The sequence below is a fragment of the Priestia sp. HNGD-A6 genome (genome assembly GCF_045784335.1).
In the GTDB taxonomy this organism is placed as follows: Bacteria; Bacillota; Bacilli; order Bacillales; family Bacillaceae_H; genus Priestia; species Priestia zanthoxyli.
The window spans coordinates 4380538-4401222 of record NZ_CP138621.1 but is presented as its reverse complement, the minus strand read 5'-3'; the positions used below and the strand labels follow the sequence as shown (position 1 = coordinate 4401222).

At 35.1% G+C, this 20685-nt stretch carries 20 protein-coding genes; 5 read left to right on the top strand and 15 right to left on the bottom strand.

The features are described from left to right. Positions 1-13: 13 nt before the first annotated feature. Positions 14-229: a hypothetical protein gene (locus SCI76_RS22570; RefSeq protein ID WP_063247517.1), complete on the bottom strand. Its 216-nt coding sequence runs from the start codon at positions 227-229 to the stop codon at positions 14-16. A 467-nt stretch (positions 230-696) separates the two neighbouring features. Between SCI76_RS22570 and SCI76_RS22565 the strand changes: the two genes are divergently transcribed. Next, positions 697-1872, top strand: a complete 1176-nt coding sequence (locus SCI76_RS22565) for a NupC/NupG family nucleoside CNT transporter (protein WP_025750788.1) — start codon at positions 697-699, stop codon at positions 1870-1872. 51 nt (positions 1873-1923) lie between these two features. On the opposite strand, the gene SCI76_RS22560 is transcribed toward SCI76_RS22565, so the two are convergent. The 9 genes from SCI76_RS22560 to SCI76_RS22520 form a co-directional block, all read right to left on the bottom strand. After that, positions 1924-2244, bottom strand: a complete 321-nt coding sequence (locus SCI76_RS22560; protein WP_048019387.1) for a hypothetical protein — start codon at positions 2242-2244, stop codon at positions 1924-1926. 761 nt (positions 2245-3005) lie between these two features. Further along, on the bottom strand, positions 3006-4478 hold the full coding sequence (locus tag SCI76_RS22555; RefSeq protein WP_407545247.1) for a GntP family permease: 1473 nt from the start codon (positions 4476-4478) through the stop codon (positions 3006-3008). Positions 4479-4660: 182 nt separating this feature from the next. Then, positions 4661-6649, bottom strand: coding sequence for a YjhG/YagF family D-xylonate dehydratase (locus tag SCI76_RS22550; protein WP_168761099.1), 1989 nt, complete (start codon positions 6647-6649; stop codon positions 4661-4663). A 106-nt stretch (positions 6650-6755) separates the two neighbouring features. Beyond that, positions 6756-7685: a dihydrodipicolinate synthase family protein gene (locus SCI76_RS22545; protein WP_168761100.1), complete on the bottom strand. Its 930-nt coding sequence runs from the start codon at positions 7683-7685 to the stop codon at positions 6756-6758. A 308-nt stretch (positions 7686-7993) separates the two neighbouring features. Beyond that, complete coding sequence (locus SCI76_RS22540) at positions 7994-9298, bottom strand: MFS transporter (protein WP_098999713.1); 1305 nt, start codon at positions 9296-9298, stop codon at positions 7994-7996. Between the two features lie 101 nt (positions 9299-9399). Beyond that, positions 9400-10866: an alpha-ketoglutaric semialdehyde dehydrogenase GucD gene (gene gucD / locus SCI76_RS22535; protein ID WP_168761101.1), complete on the bottom strand. Its 1467-nt coding sequence runs from the start codon at positions 10864-10866 to the stop codon at positions 9400-9402. 103 nt (positions 10867-10969) lie between these two features. Beyond that, positions 10970-11863 (bottom strand): fumarylacetoacetate hydrolase family protein, encoded by an 894-nt coding sequence (locus SCI76_RS22530; protein WP_108674813.1) that lies wholly within the window; start codon positions 11861-11863, stop codon positions 10970-10972. A gap of 74 nt (positions 11864-11937) precedes the next feature. After that, complete coding sequence (locus SCI76_RS22525; RefSeq protein WP_140451195.1) at positions 11938-12702, bottom strand: IclR family transcriptional regulator; 765 nt, start codon at positions 12700-12702, stop codon at positions 11938-11940. Between the two features lie 355 nt (positions 12703-13057). Then, complete coding sequence (locus SCI76_RS22520; RefSeq protein ID WP_407544395.1) at positions 13058-14062, bottom strand: AbaSI family restriction endonuclease; 1005 nt, start codon at positions 14060-14062, stop codon at positions 13058-13060. Between the two features lie 433 nt (positions 14063-14495). Between SCI76_RS22520 and SCI76_RS22515 the strand changes: the two genes are divergently transcribed. Further along, positions 14496-15047 carry a DUF4352 domain-containing protein gene (locus tag SCI76_RS22515; RefSeq protein ID WP_168761103.1) on the top strand — a complete coding sequence of 184 codons (552 nt, stop codon included), beginning with the start codon at positions 14496-14498 and terminating at the stop codon, positions 15045-15047. A gap of 354 nt (positions 15048-15401) precedes the next feature. Next, positions 15402-16061 (top strand): Crp/Fnr family transcriptional regulator, encoded by a 660-nt coding sequence (locus tag SCI76_RS22510; protein WP_168761104.1) that lies wholly within the window; start codon positions 15402-15404, stop codon positions 16059-16061. Between the two features lie 170 nt (positions 16062-16231). Here SCI76_RS22510 and SCI76_RS22505 read toward each other — a convergent pair whose 3' ends face one another. Continuing rightward, on the bottom strand, positions 16232-16474 hold the full coding sequence (locus SCI76_RS22505; protein ID WP_168761105.1) for a hypothetical protein: 243 nt from the start codon (positions 16472-16474) through the stop codon (positions 16232-16234). A 370-nt stretch (positions 16475-16844) separates the two neighbouring features. Further along, a complete protein-coding gene (locus tag SCI76_RS22500) occupies positions 16845-17234 on the bottom strand; it encodes a carboxymuconolactone decarboxylase family protein (RefSeq protein WP_168761386.1) in 390 nt (129 codons plus the stop codon). 108 nt (positions 17235-17342) lie between these two features. Between SCI76_RS22500 and SCI76_RS22495 the strand changes: the two genes are divergently transcribed. Next, positions 17343-17726, top strand: a complete 384-nt coding sequence (locus SCI76_RS22495; protein ID WP_168761106.1) for a MerR family transcriptional regulator — start codon at positions 17343-17345, stop codon at positions 17724-17726. A gap of 279 nt (positions 17727-18005) precedes the next feature. Here SCI76_RS22495 and SCI76_RS22490 read toward each other — a convergent pair whose 3' ends face one another. After that, positions 18006-18854 (bottom strand): sialate O-acetylesterase, encoded by an 849-nt coding sequence (locus SCI76_RS22490; protein ID WP_048019639.1) that lies wholly within the window; start codon positions 18852-18854, stop codon positions 18006-18008. Positions 18855-18945: 91 nt separating this feature from the next. Beyond that, positions 18946-19173 (bottom strand): hypothetical protein, encoded by a 228-nt coding sequence (locus tag SCI76_RS22485; protein WP_034267138.1) that lies wholly within the window; start codon positions 19171-19173, stop codon positions 18946-18948. A gap of 501 nt (positions 19174-19674) precedes the next feature. On the opposite strand from SCI76_RS22485, the gene SCI76_RS22480 reads away from it, so the two are divergent. Beyond that, the gene (locus SCI76_RS22480; protein ID WP_014458940.1) at positions 19675-19863 is read left to right on the top strand and encodes a hypothetical protein; all 189 of its coding nucleotides are present in this window, start codon (positions 19675-19677) and stop codon (positions 19861-19863) included. A 263-nt stretch (positions 19864-20126) separates the two neighbouring features. Here SCI76_RS22480 and SCI76_RS22475 read toward each other — a convergent pair whose 3' ends face one another. Next, the gene (locus SCI76_RS22475) at positions 20127-20612 is read right to left on the bottom strand and encodes a tetratricopeptide repeat protein (protein WP_048019386.1); all 486 of its coding nucleotides are present in this window, start codon (positions 20610-20612) and stop codon (positions 20127-20129) included. Positions 20613-20685 lie beyond the last annotated feature (73 nt).

Genomic DNA, 20685 nt, shown 5'->3' with positions numbered 1-20685 from the left:
TTTATAGAGCGTTTTATTTACTGGATGTACTCATGAGCTGTCTCAGCGGTTTCCACTTAAGTCCTAGTGCATAATTAATAGCGGTAGCTGCGACAAATCCAAGCAGCACTCCCGAAACGGTCGGCATAAATAAAGATGGAAACACGGCTACGCACGCTAGTGTTACCACAAAATTTCCTGTATACGACCATTTTGGATGCTTTGAAAAAAATGTTTGAATACTATTCATTGTTAACTCCTTTATGCGATTGCTTTATAATCCCTCATGAATATTCTACCATTAAAAAGGAAAAGTTTCTCTAAAACGACGTATTATAGGTCATTTTGTCTCTTTTTTACTTCTCATGCTGTAATTCCAAGAACCGGAAGTATCATAAATTTTTAAAAATATTTCACAATTATATTAAAAATATCTTCATTTCCCCTTTTTCTTTTGTTCAAAATGATTTAAGATAGTAGAGGCTGTCGAAATATAAGTTATTATGTCAGTTCTGCATGTTTTTTTACATATTAGCACATAGTAAATATTATTTTACAATTACGTCATTTTTTATAATGGCCTAAAAAATTTTGCCCATTTTTAACAAAATTGGCGTAGAAGTTCCGTTTTTGTATAAAATAGAGGCCGATTTACATAGTCATTTCTATGCACGTCCCTCTTTTATAAATATAGAATACATGTAAGGAGAAAAGTAAATGTCAATTTTAATGGGAATTATCGGGATTGTAATTATCTTAGCAGTTGCATTCCTCATGTCAAACGACAGGAAACTTATCAACTATAAAGGCATCGCAGTTATGCTTGTCATCCAGCTTGCTATCTCTGCTTTTATGATGAATACATCGATTGGTCGCAAGGTGCTTGACTTTATCACAAGTGTATTTACAAAGATCTTATCATTTGGTAACGACGGAATTTCGTTCGTGTTTGGAGATCTTGCAGGAAAAGGCATTTTCTTTATCCAAACGTTAGTTATGATTGTATTCGTTTCAGCATTATTAAGTATTTTAAACTACTCTCGTATTTTACCCTTTGGGATCAAATATATTGGAGGACTTGTTTCAAAAATTACCGGACTTCCCCAAATTGAAAGCTTCACAGCCGTGAATGCGATGATCTTTGGTGATACAACGGCGCTAATTGCGGTGAAAAACCACATCGGAGGTTTAACACCAAACCGTTTATTTATCGTTACAACAACATCTTTAGTATCCGTTTCTTGTTCAATTCTTGGTGCATACATGCAGATGATTCCGGCTGAGTACGTATTAATTGCCCTTCCGCTAAACGTATTCTCTGGCTTAATCGTTTCTTCTATCGTTGCACCAGTAAAAGTAGAAGATGAAAACGAAGTCGATATTAAAGCGCCTGCTAAGCAAGGCACGCTGTTTGAAGCAATCGGTGACGGTGCCCTAGACGGCGGACGCGTTGCGTTAATCGTAGCAGCTATGCTTGTAACGTACGTTGGTCTTTTAGCATTAGTGAACTACGTATTAAACGGCGTAATCGGATTAACGGTTCAAGACATTTTAGGCTATATCTTCTACCCAATTGCCTTTATCATGGGTATCCCGGCAGACGAACTGATGAGAGCCGGCGGCGTAATGGGAACAAAAGTAGTGGCAAACGAATTCGTTGCGATGCTTGACTTCCAAAAAATGATGCCTCACCTTTCTGAAAAAACAGTCGGTATCGTATCAGCTTACTTAATCTCATTTGCAAACTTCAGCTCAATCGGGATCGTTCTTGGTACGATCCAAGCAATCAACGGCGAACAAGCTTCACGCGTTGCGAAATTCGGCTTGAAGATGCTGTTAGTCGCTACAATGGGATCGATTTTAACAGGGATTATGGTTGGATTGTTTATTTAATGAGGAAAGCACTCACGTTGGTGAGTGCTTTTTTAGCTTTTATATCTATTTTTAATTCATATCAACAATAGAAGTAACGCGGTAGTTATCATTGTAGCTGACGTTTACTACGTATTGCTTCGATTCGCCTTCTTTCACCTTTCCCGTTACCTCTATATACTCAAAACCACGGTCCGCAAAATCTGCTTTTTCCACCACTAAGTCTTTATGTCTTTTTTCTTTAAAGTATGTAACGGCTGCCTGCTCTGCCTTATGGAACATTTGATCATTTTGTTTTTGCTCCATTTGTTTTTCTCTAGAATGATCTATGTAAATCCCTCCTCCTAAGAGTAGGAGTATAAGAACTGAACAAAAAATGAGAGCTTTTTTCATTATTTTTCTCCTTCTTTATATGGTTACAGACTGCATTCTCAATATCCATATAAGAGATTTTCACCTTTTACGGAGATTTTGAAGTAAGCTGAATTGCGATTGGGGCATTGCCTACTTCCCTTATCTAGACATTCATTGGATTAATACACTTTATCAAGATTTATCTCTTCCAAGCTAATCACTCTTTTCTAATTGCCTATTATTAAATTATCACACATAAGAGTAAATAAAGGTTAGAATTTAATTATCCTATTTATCATTTTGCAAACCTTATCATACATCATAATTTTAAAAACTGAAATAGCTAATAATATGATTTTTCGGTGAGTTTTGTTTCTATTTTTTATGAATCACCCTGTTTTTTTCTAAAGGTCACTGTAGACACTGGTAGTCTACGTATCGTTTAAACCTTAATGAATACGGTCTTTGGGATTTAAAAATAAAGACTAGTATTAGCTGGGGCACTATTTCGTTGGTAATAGTTTGCATAGAGGGTTTTAAAAAAGATAATTATGTTTGAGGGGGAACTGATGAATAAATTACATGGTAAATTATACAGTAAGTAATGATACGAAAAGAAAAATTGAAAAAGTTAAGTATTATGGACTCAGATATATTTCGAGTGCAAATGATCGTACAAGGAATGTAATTCAAATTGTTCAATTTCACTAACAAGGCAACCAAATATATAGCTGCCTTGTTTAACTCCATATCTTCAAAAATATAAAATCACTATTTGTCTTTTAAAAAGCTTTACACCTTTATACGTCTAAAACGTCGTTTTTATCCTTAGGTTGCTTGAAAGGTTTGTTAAATATACTGAGATACATTGCTACTGTGCTAATGGAAATTATTAATATTATTGAGATAATTACAGATGTATCTAATAATAAAATAAACCCTAATCCTGCTATGGAAGTAATAGTTGAAAGTATTGTCCATGTTGAAAATGTTTCTTTCATACTTAACCCGAAATATTCTTTAATCATCCAAAATCCTGCATCATTAACATGTGAGCATATTGAGCTTCCCGCTCCAGTTGCAAGAGTTACTAAGGCTAAATTAGCATCGTATTGAGACAGCATTGGAATAACTAATCCTGCAGTGGATATAGCGGCAACTGTGGCTGATCCTAAAGAGATACGTAATAATGCAGCAACTACCCAAGCAAGTATGATAGGTGACATTGAAGTTCCTTTAAACAATTCTGCTACATAATCTCCTACACCACCATCAATTAGTACTTGCTTGAAGGCACCCCCGCCTCCAATAATTAATAGCATCATACCAATTGCAGCAATTGATGATGCACAGGAGTTCATAACTTCTTTTATAGGAGTATTTCTTGCTATTCCCATTGTATAAAATGCAAGAATTAAAGATATCAACATTGCAGATGAAGGGTTTCCTATAAGACGAATTATTTCAATCGTTGTATCATCTTCAAATCCTACTGATTTTTGAATCATATCAAGAATTGTAGATATAGACATTAATAAAACAGGAAACATTGCAGTTAATACGCTTATGCCGAAACCTGGTGTTTCGTTAAGTTTGAACGTTTTTTGTTCACCTAAAGAAGCTATATTACCCGTCTTCTTGAATGCATCAGGTACGATTTTTTTAGCCATCTTAGTATATAGAGGACCTGCTATAATGACGGTTGGTATTGCAACAATAATACCGTAGAGTAAAACTAATCCAATGTCAGCACCATACTCACCAGCTATGACTGTTGGTCCTGGGTGTGGGGGAAGGAAACTATGAGTTGCTAATAAAGCTGCAGCCATAGGAATACCTAAGTGCAAGATAGAGGCTCTTAATTCTTTCGCAATCGAAAATACAATTGGGATTAATAAAACTAATCCTACTTCAAAAAATAAAGCTATACCTACAATAAACGAAGCAACTACAACAGCCCACTGAATTCTTTTTTCTCCAAATTTGTTAATTAGAGTCATGGCGATACGCTGAGCTCCCCCGGCGTCAGCAATTAATCTACCAAGCATTGCACCAAGTCCAAATATTAAAGCTATATGACCAAGTGTACCTCCTAATCCAGCTTCAATTGATGTGACAACCTTTTCCATAGGCATTCCAAGTGCTAAAGATACAATAAAAGATAAAATTATTAATGAAACAAATGTATTTAATTTAAATCCAGTAATCAAAATTAGCAACAAGATAATCCCAATCGCTACTATAAATAACGGCATGATATACCTCCAAAAAATAATTAAAATATTTTCACTTGCTTGCTCCACTTACTGAAACACTGACGCTATATTTTAATTAGTAAGTAACTCTAGGACGCTTATTCTATTTTGTTTACTAGTCATAAAGTACAATTGTTTGAAAAAACGCCCTTTAGTAAACGCTTTCAATTAAGACCTTAAATATCTTTAAAATTAATAGGTTAATTCTGGACTAGTGTTTTTTCTTTGTCTAATGCTTCTACCCCTGCTTTTAGAACCTCAATAATTCGATCTGTGTCATAGATATTTCCACGCCACGTTCCTCCACTAACTGATTGAAGCGCAGCCCACAAACGAGTATCATCTGGAAGACCCGGATCCGGTTTTAGCTCTGGATGAAGGTCACGTTCTTGCAAGACTTTAGTTGCTTTTTCTAAAGAAAGTCTTGTATTCTCAGTTCCAACAAAATTAACTGAACCCACTAATTGATTACGGTCAATAATGATTTCAATTATGTCTCCATCACGTAATCTTCCAATTGGTCCCCCAGCTAATGCCTCAGGTCCAATATGCCCGATACAGGCACCAGTAGAAACACCAGAGAAACGCGCGTCTGTAATTAAGGAAACATGTTTTCCAAAAGACAAATGTTTTAAGGCCGATGTTAATTGATATGTTTCCTCCATTCCGGTTCCTGAAGGACCACCGCCCATAACTACCATTATATCTCCTGCTTCTATGCCTCCTGTTTTAATCGATTTTATGGCTGCTTTTTCTGAAGTAAAGACCTTTGCTTTTCCTCTATGTCGATATACCCCGTCTTCTCCTACCACAGATGGATCAATAGAAGTTGATTTAATTACTGATCCTTCAGGGGCGATATTTCCTTTCGGGAATGTAACTGTGGAAGTTAGACCTTTTTCTTTTGCTTTGGCTGGATCCATAATAATATCATCAGGATTGATTCCATCAGCCTCTAACAATTGTTTTTTCATCATTGCACGTCTTTCTGATTTTTCCCACCAATCTAGGTTTGAACCAAGAGTTTCTCCAGTAACTGTTAGCACATCTTCATGCAAGACACCTAATTTTCTCAAATGAAGCATTACCTCCGGTACTCCACCTGCTAAGAATACCTTAACAGTTGTATGACCTACAGGACCATTTGGTAGTACATCGACTAAACGAGGAACTTTTTTATTGATTCTAGTCCAATCTTCAACGCTAGGTATCTTACAATTAGCTGCATGAGCAATTGCTGGAATATGAAGTAATAAATTTGTTGAACCCCCGAAAGCTGCATGAATTACCATAGCATTCTCTATAGCTTTATCTGTAATTATATCTTTGGTGGAAATCTTTTTCTTCTCCATTTCTAAAGCCGCACGTGCTGATTGCTTAGCCATCTCCATCCATACTGACTGGCCTGAAGGTGCTAGTGCCGAGTGGGGTAAAGCCATTCCAATTGCTTCTGCAACAACTTGAGAGGTACCAGCTGTCCCAAGAAATTGACATCCTCCTCCCGGTGTAGCACAAGCACGACATCCGAGATCAGCAGCTTCTTGCAAAGTAATTTCGTTATTTGCGTATCTTGCCCCAATTGTTTGAATCTTGCCTGCATCTTCTCCATTTGTAGGTGGAAGAGTAACACCTCCAGGAACAATGATAGTTGGCAAGTCATGCATTGATGCCAGAGCTACCATCATTGCTGGAAGACCTTTATCACATGTAGCTACTCCGATAATTGCTCTGCGAGTAGGCAATGAACGAATTAATCTTCGATAAACTATAGCCGCATCATTTCGAAAAGGCAGTGAGTCAAACATACCAGTAGTTCCTTGGGAGCGGCCATCACATGGATCACTTACGAAACCTGCAAAGGGCACGCCGCCTTGTCTACTAATCTCTTGGGCTGATGCCTTCATTAATAAACCTATTTCCCAGTGCCCAGTATGATAGCCTAATGCAATTGGAGTACCATCATGATTCCTGATTCCACCTTGAGTACCGAGAATTAGAACTTGTTTTCCCAGTAGATTTGAAGGTGCCCAGCCCATACCAACATTTTGGGATAATCCAAAAAGGTCACCACTTGGTGAGTCTAACAACATTTCGGGTGTAAGTGGGAGTGAACCATCTGCTCCCTTCGAATGAGTTTGAATTTTATAAAGAGATACATCCTCTTTGCCAAATATCGATTGCAATGACATATGTATTCCTCCATTAATAATTTTTTTTTTTTTAAAATATATGTTTTGCTGCTCATACCCTCCTTTATTAACTAGAGAATATAAGTTTCTTGAAAAACACTTTTTATTAATAATTGGTAAAATTTTTTTCTGCCCCTAATACTTGACCTAGTATTTGTTTTACTTGTTCTTTTTTTTCTTCACTAAGTTCACGAGCCGGAGCTATCATGTTTGTAGAAACTTTTATCCCTCTTAAGGAAAGAGCTTCTTTAATCACACTTACAAAAGGCTTATCTATTTGATATAAGGATAATAAACTTGATAACAGACGATGAGCTTCAATTGCGCGGGCATAGTCTTTTTCCATAAAAGATTGATAAATATTTATGGAAATCTCTGGTGCAAAATTAGCAGTACCAGGAATGGAGCCATCTCCGCCAAGAGATAACGTATTTAAAAAGTGATCATCGTATCCTGAGAAAACAGCGAAATCAGGATAGGTAGCCTTTACAGTCAAGATCATTTCCCTTGTATGAGCAACTGCATCAACAGTTTCTTTAATACCTACAATGTTGGGATAAGATTCGACTAACTTAAGAACAAATTCCGGAGATAAATCTTGGCCTGTTAATGCTGGAAAATTATATAAAAGGGTGGGCATATTTACTTTTTCAGCAATTTGGGCAAAATGCTGAAAAAGATTATCCTCGGATAAAGGCCAATAATATGGGTTAATGACTACGATTCCATCCGCCCCTATTTCTTTGGCATGCATACTTAGTGAGATAGTCCCTTTTGTACTTGGAGTACCAGTGCCAATTAGAACTGGCAGACGTCCATTTACATATTCCACTGCAAATTCCGCTACTTTTTTCCTTAAAGAAACTGACATTTGACTGAATTCTCCACCTGATCCTAAAAAAAACAGCCCATTCACTTTAGAATCAATTAGAAAATCAATTAAATTTTTCATTCCTTTTTCATCTAAACATTCATTTTGATCTACTATTGTAGAGACAGGCGGAATTACCCCATGAAACCTTGTTATTTTTCTCATTATATTTCCATCCTTTTAAAATTTAATAAAAACAAATTTTTTAAGCTCATATAAAAACTCAACTTAATTATTTAAATATAATTTTGTTGTATTTTGGCAAAAAGATATAGGAGATTGCTATATCTTCTATTTGTTAAGAGGTAACTTTCTTCTAGTAAAGGATCTCTTTAGATACGTGTAGTAGCTAGAATTGTTTCTTTTTAAATGCTTTAATTAACCTAATAAAAATTTAGTTATTATTGGCTAAGCAATATTATTATAAATCTTTGCTTAGCCTTATTAATATCACATCGTTTATAATCATTTTATTATTCTACTCTCTCTTGAATAGGGTTTTTCACTAAAAACCAATAACAAAATGCTGCACATCCTGCAATAATACCACCGGATATGAAGGCAAGAGAGTAAGATCCAGTCTTATCTACAATTAAACCTGCTATAAAGGGTGAAAGTGCTCCTCCAAAATAACCTCCAAAGTTTTGTATAGCGCCTACAGATGCAACCATAGAAGGAGGGGCAATATCTCCGGCAAGCGCCCAAGCACTTCCTGTAATTGCCGAAATAAAACAAAGTGCCAGTGTGAATAAAGTTATTTTCATAGTAAGACTATCCACAAAAGGAACAAAAATCACCACAATAGCAGCTAATATAGCACAGATGCTAATTAGCGCACGTTTTGCCTTAACTGGAGACGTTATACCCTTATCTACTAGCTTTTTTGTAAGATACCCTCCAAAAATAGCACCAAATATTCCACCCACCCACGGGATACTTGCATAAATGCCTAGCTCTTGAAGGGTAACTCCATGCACTTCAACGAGATACAGAGGAAGAAAGACTAAGAAGATATTCCAAATCCAAATGGTACAGAAGAATCCTAAAATCATTCCCCAAACAGTTTTGTATTTAAATAACGATCTCCATTTAATCTTTGAATTTACTAGGTTTTCCTCAAAGCCAGCACCCTCTGATTGAATATATTCAAATTCTTCTTTAGAAAGTTTTCTGCTATGTTCAGGGTTTTTATAAAAAATCCAAAAAGCAATACTAAATAACACTCCTGCAATACCGGTAATATAAAATAATGATCTCCATCCAAAAGCCAACATGATTGCGACTAAAAGAGGAGGAGCAATAGCCGGACCCCATTTCGATGACGAATCCCAGAGGCCTGTTGCAAATCCTCTTTCTTTTTTTGGAAACCAGTAAGATGTTATTTTTGCACCTGTTGGCCAGCAAGGGGCTTCACCAGCCCCTAGAAGTAACCTTACAATAATAAATGAAGGTAGCTTACTGAAGAGCCCCATCATAAATGTAGCTCCACTCCACCACAAGACTGCAATTGAATATATCTTTTTTGTACCAAAACGATCAATTAGCCAACCAGCAGGAAGTTGCATTAAAGCATAAGACCATGAAAAAACTGTACCTAAAAGTCCTATATCTGTTTTTGTTAAATTTAACTCTTTCATCATTTGCGGAGCAGCAATAGATAGATTTGCCCTATCTAGGTAGTTGATAAACCCACCTATGATTAACCAGATTACAACCGTCCATCTCCAATTTTTTTTGGGTGCAGCAGAAAGCACGGGCTCTTTAGTTTCAATTTGCATTTATTTATCTCCTAATCAATTAAAATAGATGAAAATAAAGGAAGTGATAGTTATGCACCTCCTTATCATTATTTGATTTCATACATTGATTAAAAATGGAATTACGGTTTTACAAATACGGTTTTAATAGAAGTAAAAAATTCAATTGCAGCTTGCCCTTGCTCACGAGAATGAGAGCTAGATTGTTTCATTCCTCCGAATGGTGCTTGCAATTCTACTCCAGCAGATTCCGCATTGATACGCACAAGGCCAGCATCCATCTCACTTACGAATGAAAGCATACGCCCAATTGATTTCGTAAAAATGGAAGCACTCAGTCCAAACTTTACATCATTTGCAACATCCAGTGCTTCTTCTAACGTTTCAACCTTCATAAGTGCAAGTACTGGACCGAAAATTTCCTCTTGAGCAATAGTCATTCCACTAGTCACATTTTCAAATATAGTAGGCTCCACATAAAAACCATCAGCCAGCTCTCCTTCATCTAGACGCTTACCACCATAAGCTAACGAAGCCCCTTCTTCAACACCTTTTTCTACGTAGGCGAGTACTGTGTTAAGCTGGTCTTCACTTGCACAAGGTCCCATCCAAACATCTTTTTCAAGGCCGTTCCCAACTTTTATTTCTTTCACTTTATCAATCAGCTTTTCTTTAAACTCTTCATAAATTTTACTTTGTATAATTACCCGACTCGTAGCTGTACATTTTTGGCCAGTGGAACGCAAACCTCCACTAATAGTTGCCTCTACTGCTTGTTCAATATCAGCATCGTTAGCAACGATAACTGGATTTTTCCCTCCCATCTCTAATTGATATTTTGCACCACGTTTTAGTGCACCCAAACCAACTTGTTTACCAACTGCATCGGATCCTGTAAATGTAATTCCTTTAATATCTGGATGATCAATAATGCCTTGTCCAATAACAGAACCAGAACCCGTTACCATATTAACCACGCCACTTGGCAAACCTGCCTCTGCAAAACATTCCATAACTTTTGCAGCAGTAACTGCTGCTTCTCGAGCTGGCTTCAATATGATAGCGTTTCCATATATAAGCGCGGGAGCAATCTTCCAAATAGGAATAGCTACTGGAAAGTTCCAAGGTGTAATAACACCCACTACCCCAAGGGGAGCTCGAGTCGTGTACATAAATGCTTCAGAGTCTGTTGAAGGTAAAACATCTCCTATCTTTCTTAGACCCTCTCCTGCATAATAGCGTAGAATTGCAACGCCTCTTGCAGTTTCACCTTTTGCTTCTGAGAATGTTTTTCCCATCTCGCAGGTCATTGTCTTTGCTATTTCATCTAAGCGCTGCTCAAGCATATTCGCTACTTTATATAAATACTGACCACGATCGGCCCCCGATAGTTTGCTCCAAGCAATTTGAGCTTTTTTAGCAGAATTGACAGCCCTATCTAAATCTTCTTTTCCAGAGTGCTGTACATACCCCACTACTTCATTCCGGTTGGCTGGATTAATGCTGCTATCAACTCTCTTAACAGAACCAGGTACCCACTCGCCAGCAACATAATTTAAATACATTTTTTCTTCCGTTTTTATACTCATCGTATTTTCCTCCATATATCTAAATTAAAAGTTATTTAATTCTTAAATTTCTGATATTTAAAAATAGAAAAGTAGTTTAATAATTAAGTTTGAATTTATTTAATTAGACCGAAATTTTATTTGGTAACGTTACACTATTTTTTAATATACCAATACTGGGAATTTCAATTTCAATCTGATCACCCTCTAATAATGTAAAGTCATTTGGTGGTACAATACATGTGCCCGTTAATAGTACGGTCCCATCAAAAATTTCATTATCACGAGCTAAGAAGGAAACCAATTCTTCAAATTTTCTTTTTAATTGACGCGTACTAGCTGTTCCTTCTACTACAAGGTTTTCATGGCGATAAATACGACATGTAATATCAAAGTTATATGGATCTTTTACGGATTCCGCGAGAAGAATAGCTGGTCCAATAGAACAAGAGTGCTTCCACATTTTTGCCTGTGGAAGATAAAGCGGATTTTCTCCCTCAATATCACGGCAGCTCATGTCGTTTCCAATTGTATAACCAAGGATTTCGCCTTCCTGACTAATAATCAAACCGAGTTCTGGTTCAGGAATTTGCCATTTAGAGTCACTACGAATATAGACTTCCTGATTAGGTCCAACTGTGCGAGCAGCTGTAGATTTAAAGAAAATTTCTGGACGTTCTGCGTCATATACTTTGTCGTAAAATGTGGTAGCGTCTAAATTTCCATCTGTAGCTTCATAGTTTCTGGCATCTCGGCTCCGTTCGTAAGTAACTCCCGAAGCCCATACTTCTTGGGCAATAATAGGTACAAGTAGTGAAAGCTCTTCAATAGATTGTGGGATAGGCTTTGACTCAGAAATCATATTTTGAACAAAAGAAAGGGGAGAAATGTTTTGTGCGTGCGCTTGGTGGATTAGTTGCATAAACCCTTCCTGCTCGAGGGGGTAAACTATTCCCTCTGATGTAAGGGCTGCCAAAATGGGTTTTAAATCTTCACTCAAATATCGAATAATACGCATAGAAAAACCTCCATTTGTTTTATAATATAAAACCTAGTTTTTTAATATAGACAAAAGAGAAGGGACCCTCTTTATTAAATCGGTATCCCATGTCCCATCTGCTCGGATAATTCGGAAGCTGCTTGTTTCAGTTGTTGAACGAAAATACCTAACTGGATGTCATCTACTCCTGCTATAAGTGTAGAAAGGCTTATAGCAGCTATAACTTGATTGTCGTGGTTTCGAATAGGTGCTGCAATACAACGAACACCAGGTTCATTTTCCTGATTATCAACTGCATAGCCCTGACTTTGAACTTTTTCAAGTTCCTGCAAAAATTCAAATTCGTTTGTAATAGTGAATTCAGTTTGCTTAGTGTACTCATATCCAGCTAAAATTTTTTCTATTTCATCTCTTTCTTTAAAAGCTATTAGAGCTTTTCCTACTGCAGAACAGTGAAGTGGAATTCTTTTTCCTATTCGGGAATAAAGAATAACCGCCAACGGACCTTCTACTTTATCAATATATGTTCCTGCTTTACCATCTAAGATGACTAAATGTGTAGTTTGTCCTGTTTTTGTTGATAAGTCTATCAGATATTTTTTAGCTAATTGTCTAATATCTAAAGACTGAATAACATAGTTTCCTCTTTCGAAAAGTTTCATCCCTAGCCCATACTTTCCATTCTCGAGGTTTTGACTAATATAGCCACGTTGTTGAAGTGTTTTCAATAATGAATGAACAGTACTTTTATGAAGACCCATCTGATCACTTATATCTGTTATCTTTAATTCTGTTGTATGTTCATCAAAGAGGTCCAGAATACGAAGGGCGCGATCTACTGATTGAATAATAGGCATGGAGTTCCACCCTTTTGTTTTATATTATAAAACTTGTTTTTATTATTACAAACAATTTTATAATATAACTATAATACCTATTATTCAGAAAAGTCAAATGATTTTTTTAACTTAACCATAATATAAAAGTCTATACCTCAAACTGAAATTAGGAGTTAGCATTTCATGAACACCTTTTAACCAAATTCTCATAGTAATTCTTAAAAGAATGTGTACAAAATAGAACAGGAACATTTAAACAAAACCTAGCATATTTCATTTCATAGAAGAATAACAGAACTCATTACTGGAATAAAACGATTGAAGCATTAATTGTAACAAAATAAAAAAGTGTAACTGACCATAGCCAATCTTTTTATGAATACGATATTATCTTATATCTCTCTTTATATTTGTCCTCAAATTTTCTAACTTGATTTTCTGTATAAAAATGTGCTACTTTATATTCCTCATTATTATAGGCTTCTGCAATTCTAAGAGGTTGTTTAACATCTTTTGGATAGTAAGTTGGCATTATTGTAGATATACGATTATAAGTCAGAATGCCTGTCTCTTTGCTTTTTTCACGATTTAATACATAAAGCCCTTTAAATATCGCTTCAAAGCGTCCAGAAGAAGTTTTAGCATATGCAAATATTGCAATCTTCTGATTCAGCTGATACATTCTTTTCTGAAAGTAGGCTTCGTTCTCTTCTGGAATTGTATTATATTCAATAAACAGTTCTTCATTTTCAAGAAGTTGATTGTTCCACGTTTCATTAGGGAAAAATTTTAACCTTTTAATATCTGTATCTTCTTCAAACTTGTGTGGTGCTCCGCTTTTTTGAATTCCGTGAGCATAGCCAGCTCCAAACACATTGCAACAGTCTGCAACTAACCGTAAAGAAACATTGTCATCAGCATCTATATATCCTTGTTCAATATAAGTATTTGGATCGTATTCCTTCTCCACATCCCATGGAATAAACCATTTTTCCTTTGTTAGCAGATTAATTTTTTCTACTATCTGGTCAATCTTTTCGTGAATCTTTTCAAAAGATTGAGTAGCATCTATTCTAATAAATTCACAATCTAACGCATTTACAATATCGTTTTTTCTAATTTCATCCATTGTTTGATTTATATCGTTCTTATGATGGGCTTCATCAATCTCAATAGCCAAATTAAACTGTGGAAAATATAAATCAATTAATCCGTATTCGACCTTTTGGTTTTTATTTGAACGTACTACATACTGTTGAGTATTTATTTTTATATCGTAATTATCAAGCAAATGCCAGATCCTTGTAATGATATAATTCTCATCGTTTTTTTTATTTGTTTTCGCTAATTGTCTTTTAATATAGTCATATTTGTTCATTACTTTTCTAGATCCTCTCTTTTTACTCTGCTGTAGCACTATAAAAATGAATGCCTAAATAACCATATCCAAACGAGGAAGGGAGTGCAACTCTTTTGATGAACCCTCTACTGGGCCTCGCCTTTGTAATTCATCCCTCTTGTTGCTATAAGTTTTTGCTAAGTATTTTGATATACATACGTACAAACTATTTTTAATATCTATATATTGGAAAAATAATTTATATATACTAAATTTAACCATAAAAAACATATCAAGGCTTAATTTCAGGATAATAAGTCCCGATTAATGTATATTAAGCAGTTTGATCTAACCTATTATAAAAATAAGGAAATTTGATATTGTAATATAACTATTTATATGTAAAGATTAAACATGCATTATAAATACATAATAAATGCATGTTTAATGGTACAGGAGGAAATGCACTAAAATGAAAAATTTTTTTAAGATTGGCTGTTTAGGATTTATTATTCTTATTGCACTTATTGTAGTAATTGCTGTCGTAGCATCAGGTGGAGACGATAGTGGTTCTGGATCTAATTCTAACTCTTCAAAATCAGAAGAACAAAAAGCTCATAAAGTGGGAGACACTTTTACAGTAGATGATAAAGCGGAAGTTTCTGTAACAAAAGTAGAGGAAAGAGAACAAGTTGGAAACCAATATGCAAATAAAAAAGCTTCTGAAGGCGGTACACTTGTTGCTATTCAATGGACTGTTAAAAACATCTCTGACAAACCATTAGGTGCTTTTTCAACCCCAACAATTAACCTCGTTGATGAAAAAGGTACAAAATATGACGCTGATATTGATGCAACATCAAATTATGCAGTTGAAACTAACATTGATGACTCTAAGATTGCAAGTGATTTAAATCCGGGTATTAAAGTTACAGATGTTGACGTATTTGAGGTTTCAAAAGATAGTTATGCAAAAGGTAAATGGTACATTGAAATAAACGGAAGTAAAGTTCAAATTAAATAATACTTTTCCATACAGTAAAAGCTCACTAAACGTTCAACATTTAGTGAGCTTTTACTCTTTATACTATTATCCTTACCCGTGACAGAGTATATATTGGGAAACGGCCCCTTTTTCTGCAGAGAATGTTGAGTATTAAGGGGATGTTATATACTTACTTTAGGCAGATGCAATTTGTGTACCAAAATTATAAATAGAGTCCCTTAATGTAAATAGATGCGATATTCTTAGCAATTTGTTCGACAGGGTGCTCATATTCATTACGAACAATTTCCCAAAGATACATTTCATTAGTGAAAAACCACCCTCTTGCTACTAGCTCGTTATGTACATCTTTACGTATAGAAAGGTGATTACATGGTAAACCTTCGATACATATGGCGTCCCTTTTTAAAGTATGGACAGATGATAAAATTAGAAGAAAACACCACGATCTATTATCAAGGAGAAGTCGGTAAAGGATTTTATTATTTAGATAAAGGAAGTGTAAAGATTACTCTCTTAACTGAGAAAGGAGCAGAACGTACGGTTAACTATGTACCTGAAGGCATGTTATTAGGGGAAAACGGTATTAACAAAGAGCCTTATTTAACAACGGCGGTAACCACAGCTCCATCCGTTTTATATTATTTTACTAATGAAGCAACGTTAAAAATATACGGGGAGGAACCGAAAGCAGTCATTCTCTTTACAAATTCTCTGCTTTATAAGTTTAGACTACTAGCAGAAATTATTACGTTTCTTAACCTCCCCATTGAACAACAGATGGCTCATTATTTATTAAAGCTCGTAAAAGAAAATGAGGAATTTCCCTTTAATCAAACATCCTTTGCCCGTTACGTTGGGACTTCCCGTATTACTGTGAATAAAATCATTCAAAAATGGAGTAAAGAAAACTGGATTGAGCTTTCTAATCAAAATATCTATATTAAAAACATCAGTAAACTTAAAGACATAAGGGATCAAAACAGCAAAAATATAGGCGATTTAGATATGCTGATGCTGCCATTAATGTGATTATAAGTATGCTTGTGATGGTGCTTCGCACATAGAAGGTATGGCGGAAAATACAGGGCAAATGAAAATATAATTGAATAACAAAAAAACGAACCACGAATCAAATATGTTGATCAACGGTTCGTTTTTCACTTGGGCTAAAAATACTTTTCTCCGCCTCTTTCACCCTTTTAATATGCATGTGTAACTAATACAAAAATGAAAAATAAAGACCAAACAGTTCCGAAAACCATAAGCGAGATACGCAAAAGTTTCTCTGCTGAAACCCTAAATATTTTTCCGATGATATCAAAGAAGATTTCTGCTATCCAAATATCCGGAGCGGAACTAATTTCATCATACGGACGCTTCCATCCCCCATAAATAAAGAGGAACCCTACTAAAATCATACAACAAATAATAACAACTGCCATTTAAGTCCTTCTTTCTTTTATCTTTAATTGTATATGTTATATATATTGTTATAGATACAGCTTACTTATCAAGCACTATTTTGTCACCAGTCTGTGCAAATGTCTGAATCGCATCCAATGGCTGATGAAATTAAACGGCATCATGGAAGTTTGGGGTTTGACTTTTATGTTCAAATATATCGTTTGCTAACGCATGATAGGCGTTTTCAACGTAATCTTTTGGATGATTGTTTTTTTGCTGAAAAATATATTTATTCTAAGTTTAACCTCATATCACAAATCATGTTTCCCAGAGTACCACTACGATTTATTGTGTTTCATCCCACTCAAGACGTACCTCTGAATCGCCTTGCCATATATACATATGCCTTTATTTCAAAGTTAAGGTTAATTCTCTTTCTGTAAACACTTGTTTAGCAATAAAAATAGCATTTAACACTCTAGGAAAGCCAGTGTATGGAATACAGTGAGTAATGGCTTCTACTATTTCATGTGGTGTGAGACCTACATTAAGCGCAGTATTAATATGAACATTTAATTGTGGTTCACACCCTCCTTGTGTCGTGAGCGAGCTTATTGTAACTAGTTGTTTTTGCTGTAGGTTAAGCCCTTCTCTTGTATAAATATCTCCAAAGGCAAATTCAATGACATATTTCCCAATGTCAGGAGCAATGTCTTTTAATGATTCAATTACTCGTTTTCCTCCCTCTCCATCTACCTCCATTAACGTTTTCCAACCATTTTCGTAACGTTCATTCATCAACTGAATCTCTCCTTACAACTGAGTTATTTTATTTACAAGTTAGATATTACGCTTTAGAGCGCGCTCTAAAGCAAGCATTTTATTTCTCATGTTATAATAATTAATATGGAAAATTTACTCAGTATTCAACAAGTAGCAAGTATGACCGGTCTTTCTACACATACTTTGCGTTATTACGAAAAAATTGGGTTAATAAAAAATGTGCAAAGAGACCAAACCGGATATCGACAATATACAGACGTTGATCTAGCTTGGATTCAGTTTTTAATTCGTTTACGTGTTACAGGAATGCCTATGCTTAAAATGAAGCAGTTTTCTGATTTGCGACAGAAAGGAGATTCTACTATTACGGCAAGAAAGGAATTGTTAGAGGAACATTATAAAGATGTCTTAGGCAAGATAGAGGAACTAGAGTTAAATTCGCAGAGAATTGAAGAAAAAATTGCGCACTATAAAAAATTAGAGATAGCGGAGAAACAACAATCTTAATAACTATAAAAAAGACCTTGAAACAAATCTTTCAAGGTCTTTCTTATAGTAACTAATATAACATTAAACAAAAAACGCTGAATTTATATATGTAGCAGATTTGAAATATTCCCACCTAACACTCTTTCTGCAACTTCTCCACTAGTTGCATTTGAAAAATTTGCGTGTCTTGAATCCCGGCTTTTTGGAGCCCCTGTTTAAAGGATTTTACTTTTTTAGTTTTAATAATTAACAAATCTATACGAACTCCACTCCTCATAAAATGGGATTGATTTTGCTTTACTTACTTTCATTAATAATAGAGATATTAAGAGAAAACTCCTCAAAACTTACTTGTCCCAAGGCAAGCTTCATACTTTCAACAAATATACGTTCATTTTTAGTTAGTTCACGCTTTGCTTCCTTTTCAATCCATTCATGCTCAACGTCTAAAATATCTAACACATGCTTTTGTTTTGAAAAAGCCTCATAGTATCTTAATCCAAACTTTCTTTGGGAAACGGCATTAATATGAATGCCATCTGGATTTGCTGTTAAGCCTTTTGATGTTACAAAATAACAATTTTTTTCAGCATGGGCAACTTTAGATAATATCTGATTTATTTGTTTATATTCTACGGCGCTTTTTCCAAATCCGACTTCTCCAAGGTAATGTCCCAACTCACCAATAATAATCGGGATATCTGGTGCATTCAATTCTTCTCTCAAGTGTTTAAATAACGAAAGCAATTTATCTTCATACGTCTTATAACGTTCTCCGTAACTGTCGCTTTCTCCTTGATGCCACAGAATTCCCACTAACTCACTTGTTTCCATTGCGAATTTCGCTTCAGAAATCGCGTGTCTGGTTAATAGTCCGTCAATTGTCCACTCATCAATTGAGCTTCCCCCCTCGGCACATGGTATTAACCCAATGGACTCGCCCGGATGATCCTCTGTCCAAGCTTGAGCAAAAGAGGCTGCCGGCCCAACACCAGATATGTGACGATCAAAATTAAGTGGTTCTGCCATCGTTTGCCACCTGCCGTTTCGTAACATATGTATATGCTCATTATAAATCGGCGGTACGTCCCCAATAAATCCTCTGCCTGCCATATTTGATTGTCCAATTAGTAATACAGATTTCATAGAAATACCTTCTTTCTTTGCCATGTTAATCACTTTTTTCTAATTTGCTCGTGCTTATACTTATAGAATTAGTTACACTCTGATATATAGCTTAATTAATGGCTTCAAGAGCTTGTTTCAAATAATCCATTTCAGAGGTTATATCATCTATTTTTTGGTTTAACTGACTTACTTTATTAAGAGTATTCTGTGCGTCTAATAAATTAATTTCTAACATCAAACGGCTTGCTTCGCTCTCAAGTTCCAATCTCTTTGCAAATAATACCTCGTGCTTTTTTATAATTTCCGATTTTAAATTCTTACTATTGGTTTCTTTCATACTTCTACCTCACTAACTTGTAATAACAGTATTTTATTGAGCTGTAAATTTCCCTATATAATTTAATAATTACCTACAGGGAAGTTTATGACATATTTAAAGTTGCCTTTTTCACTTACAGGAAAACCGCATTTACATAAGATAAATAATAAGAACCAATTAAAATAAAGTCCATTATTCAGTTTCCTTGGATGGCATTCATAAGTTCTTGGTGTTGACATTCAGATACATAATGAGCGCTCAAAAGCTTCTCTAACTGTTAAAAATAAATACAACATTCCAAAATAAGGGAAAATTTAAATCGTTTGGTTTTTTTTGCAGGAAAAGAAAGCGCAGTATATAAAGATAACAGTATGCATCAAAAAGTGTTGAGAACATTTTATCATCATTTTCTATCAGCACGAGAGCAATAATTTGAGAAAAGAGCTTATATCAGTCCGTGTCTTAAGTATGCCTATTATATAGAATGGGTTACTTAGTAAATAAGGGAAGGTGATTTATATGTTAGGGGAAGAAGATTTAAAAGTAAATTGTATATCAGCTGCTATAGGTTTACTAATCCAACATAATATCATCACTCACCAGGAACTGGACAAACTAACTAAAACAAATTATCACGTTTTTTATCATTTTCTCATGGATAAGCTAATTGAAGAAGAGTTTAGTAAGGATAGGGTTGTACAAACATAAGTGCTTCAACAAAGAAAGAAGCGCAAGATCCAAAGCAGGAATCTCCTATTTCAAATGTAATTCTTATAGGGCTCCTTACATATTAGACATATATAATATGTAAGGGCTTTCTTACCCAACAAAGCCTCCTATAGTTTAAATGTATTTCTTCACAGTCTATCATTTTAAAAGTCATTTTATCAAAGGAGACCTGCCAATATTGTTACAAAAAAGTCCTCTCCTCGTTTCAGGAAAGGAACGTATATTTCAGTGAATTTTATAAGCTACTTCCAAGTCTGATCTAGTTTATCTGAATAGAAATGTAAGGCTTTTTTATAACTTAGTATTTCATTGTCATTTGTCGTACTTATTAAGCATTTCAGTAACAGTTCCATCGCTTTGCTATGTTCTTTTAAATTGTATAAGGTCATGGAATAAAACACTTTAATTACATGATTATCTGGGAATAATTCTATTCCTTTTAAAAATGTCTCTTTTGACTTTTCATACTCCCCCAAGGCTCTATATGTGCTGCCCAATCCTAATACTGCACCTTCCATATCTTTAGGAGGTAATCCTATCTTTATGGCATTTTCGTAAAAGGGCACTGCCTTTTCTTCTTCTCCTAATACATCAAAGCTCCAAGCACATTGATAGTTATATAAAGCATTGTCTGGACATTCCTTAACTAATTCACTTAGCAATTCGTTAGATTCTTTGTGATTTCCATTCTTTCGTAACGCTAATGCTTTATCTAGTTTGTTATTCATCACTTAAATCTCCAACCCTTCTTTTTCCCCCTATTTATCTCTTAACACCCTTCCATATCCAGAAATTCAGCGT

Excerpts from the sequence above, each read along its gene's own strand:
- SCI76_RS22570 (WP_063247517.1), bottom strand. The coding sequence starts at position 229 with ATGAATAGTATTCAAACATTTTTTTCAAAGCATCCAAAATGGTCGTAT.
- SCI76_RS22565 (WP_025750788.1), top strand. The coding sequence starts at position 697 with ATGTCAATTTTAATGGGAATTATCGGGATTGTAATTATCTTAGCAGTT.
- SCI76_RS22560 (WP_048019387.1), bottom strand. The coding sequence starts at position 2,244 with ATGAAAAAAGCTCTCATTTTTTGTTCAGTTCTTATACTCCTACTCTTA.
- SCI76_RS22550 (WP_168761099.1), bottom strand. The coding sequence starts at position 6,649 with ATGTCATTGCAATCGATATTTGGCAAAGAGGATGTATCTCTTTATAAA.
- SCI76_RS22545 (WP_168761100.1), bottom strand. The coding sequence starts at position 7,685 with ATGAGAAAAATAACAAGGTTTCATGGGGTAATTCCGCCTGTCTCTACA.
- SCI76_RS22540 (WP_098999713.1), bottom strand. The coding sequence starts at position 9,298 with ATGCAAATTGAAACTAAAGAGCCCGTGCTTTCTGCTGCACCCAAAAAA.
- gucD (WP_168761101.1), bottom strand. The coding sequence starts at position 10,866 with ATGAGTATAAAAACGGAAGAAAAAATGTATTTAAATTATGTTGCTGGC.
- SCI76_RS22530 (WP_108674813.1), bottom strand. The coding sequence starts at position 11,863 with ATGCGTATTATTCGATATTTGAGTGAAGATTTAAAACCCATTTTGGCA.
- SCI76_RS22525 (WP_140451195.1), bottom strand. The coding sequence starts at position 12,702 with ATGCCTATTATTCAATCAGTAGATCGCGCCCTTCGTATTCTGGACCTC.
- SCI76_RS22520 (WP_407544395.1), bottom strand. The coding sequence starts at position 14,062 with ATGAACAAATATGACTATATTAAAAGACAATTAGCGAAAACAAATAAA.
- SCI76_RS22515 (WP_168761103.1), top strand. The coding sequence starts at position 14,496 with ATGAAAAATTTTTTTAAGATTGGCTGTTTAGGATTTATTATTCTTATT.
- SCI76_RS22510 (WP_168761104.1), top strand. The coding sequence starts at position 15,402 with ATGGTAAACCTTCGATACATATGGCGTCCCTTTTTAAAGTATGGACAG.
- SCI76_RS22505 (WP_168761105.1), bottom strand. The coding sequence starts at position 16,474 with ATGGCAGTTGTTATTATTTGTTGTATGATTTTAGTAGGGTTCCTCTTT.
- SCI76_RS22500 (WP_168761386.1), bottom strand. The coding sequence starts at position 17,234 with ATGAATGAACGTTACGAAAATGGTTGGAAAACGTTAATGGAGGTAGAT.
- SCI76_RS22495 (WP_168761106.1), top strand. The coding sequence starts at position 17,343 with ATGGAAAATTTACTCAGTATTCAACAAGTAGCAAGTATGACCGGTCTT.
- SCI76_RS22490 (WP_048019639.1), bottom strand. The coding sequence starts at position 18,854 with ATGAAATCTGTATTACTAATTGGACAATCAAATATGGCAGGCAGAGGA.
- SCI76_RS22485 (WP_034267138.1), bottom strand. The coding sequence starts at position 19,173 with ATGAAAGAAACCAATAGTAAGAATTTAAAATCGGAAATTATAAAAAAG.
- SCI76_RS22480 (WP_014458940.1), top strand. The coding sequence starts at position 19,675 with ATGTTAGGGGAAGAAGATTTAAAAGTAAATTGTATATCAGCTGCTATA.
- SCI76_RS22475 (WP_048019386.1), bottom strand. The coding sequence starts at position 20,612 with ATGAATAACAAACTAGATAAAGCATTAGCGTTACGAAAGAATGGAAAT.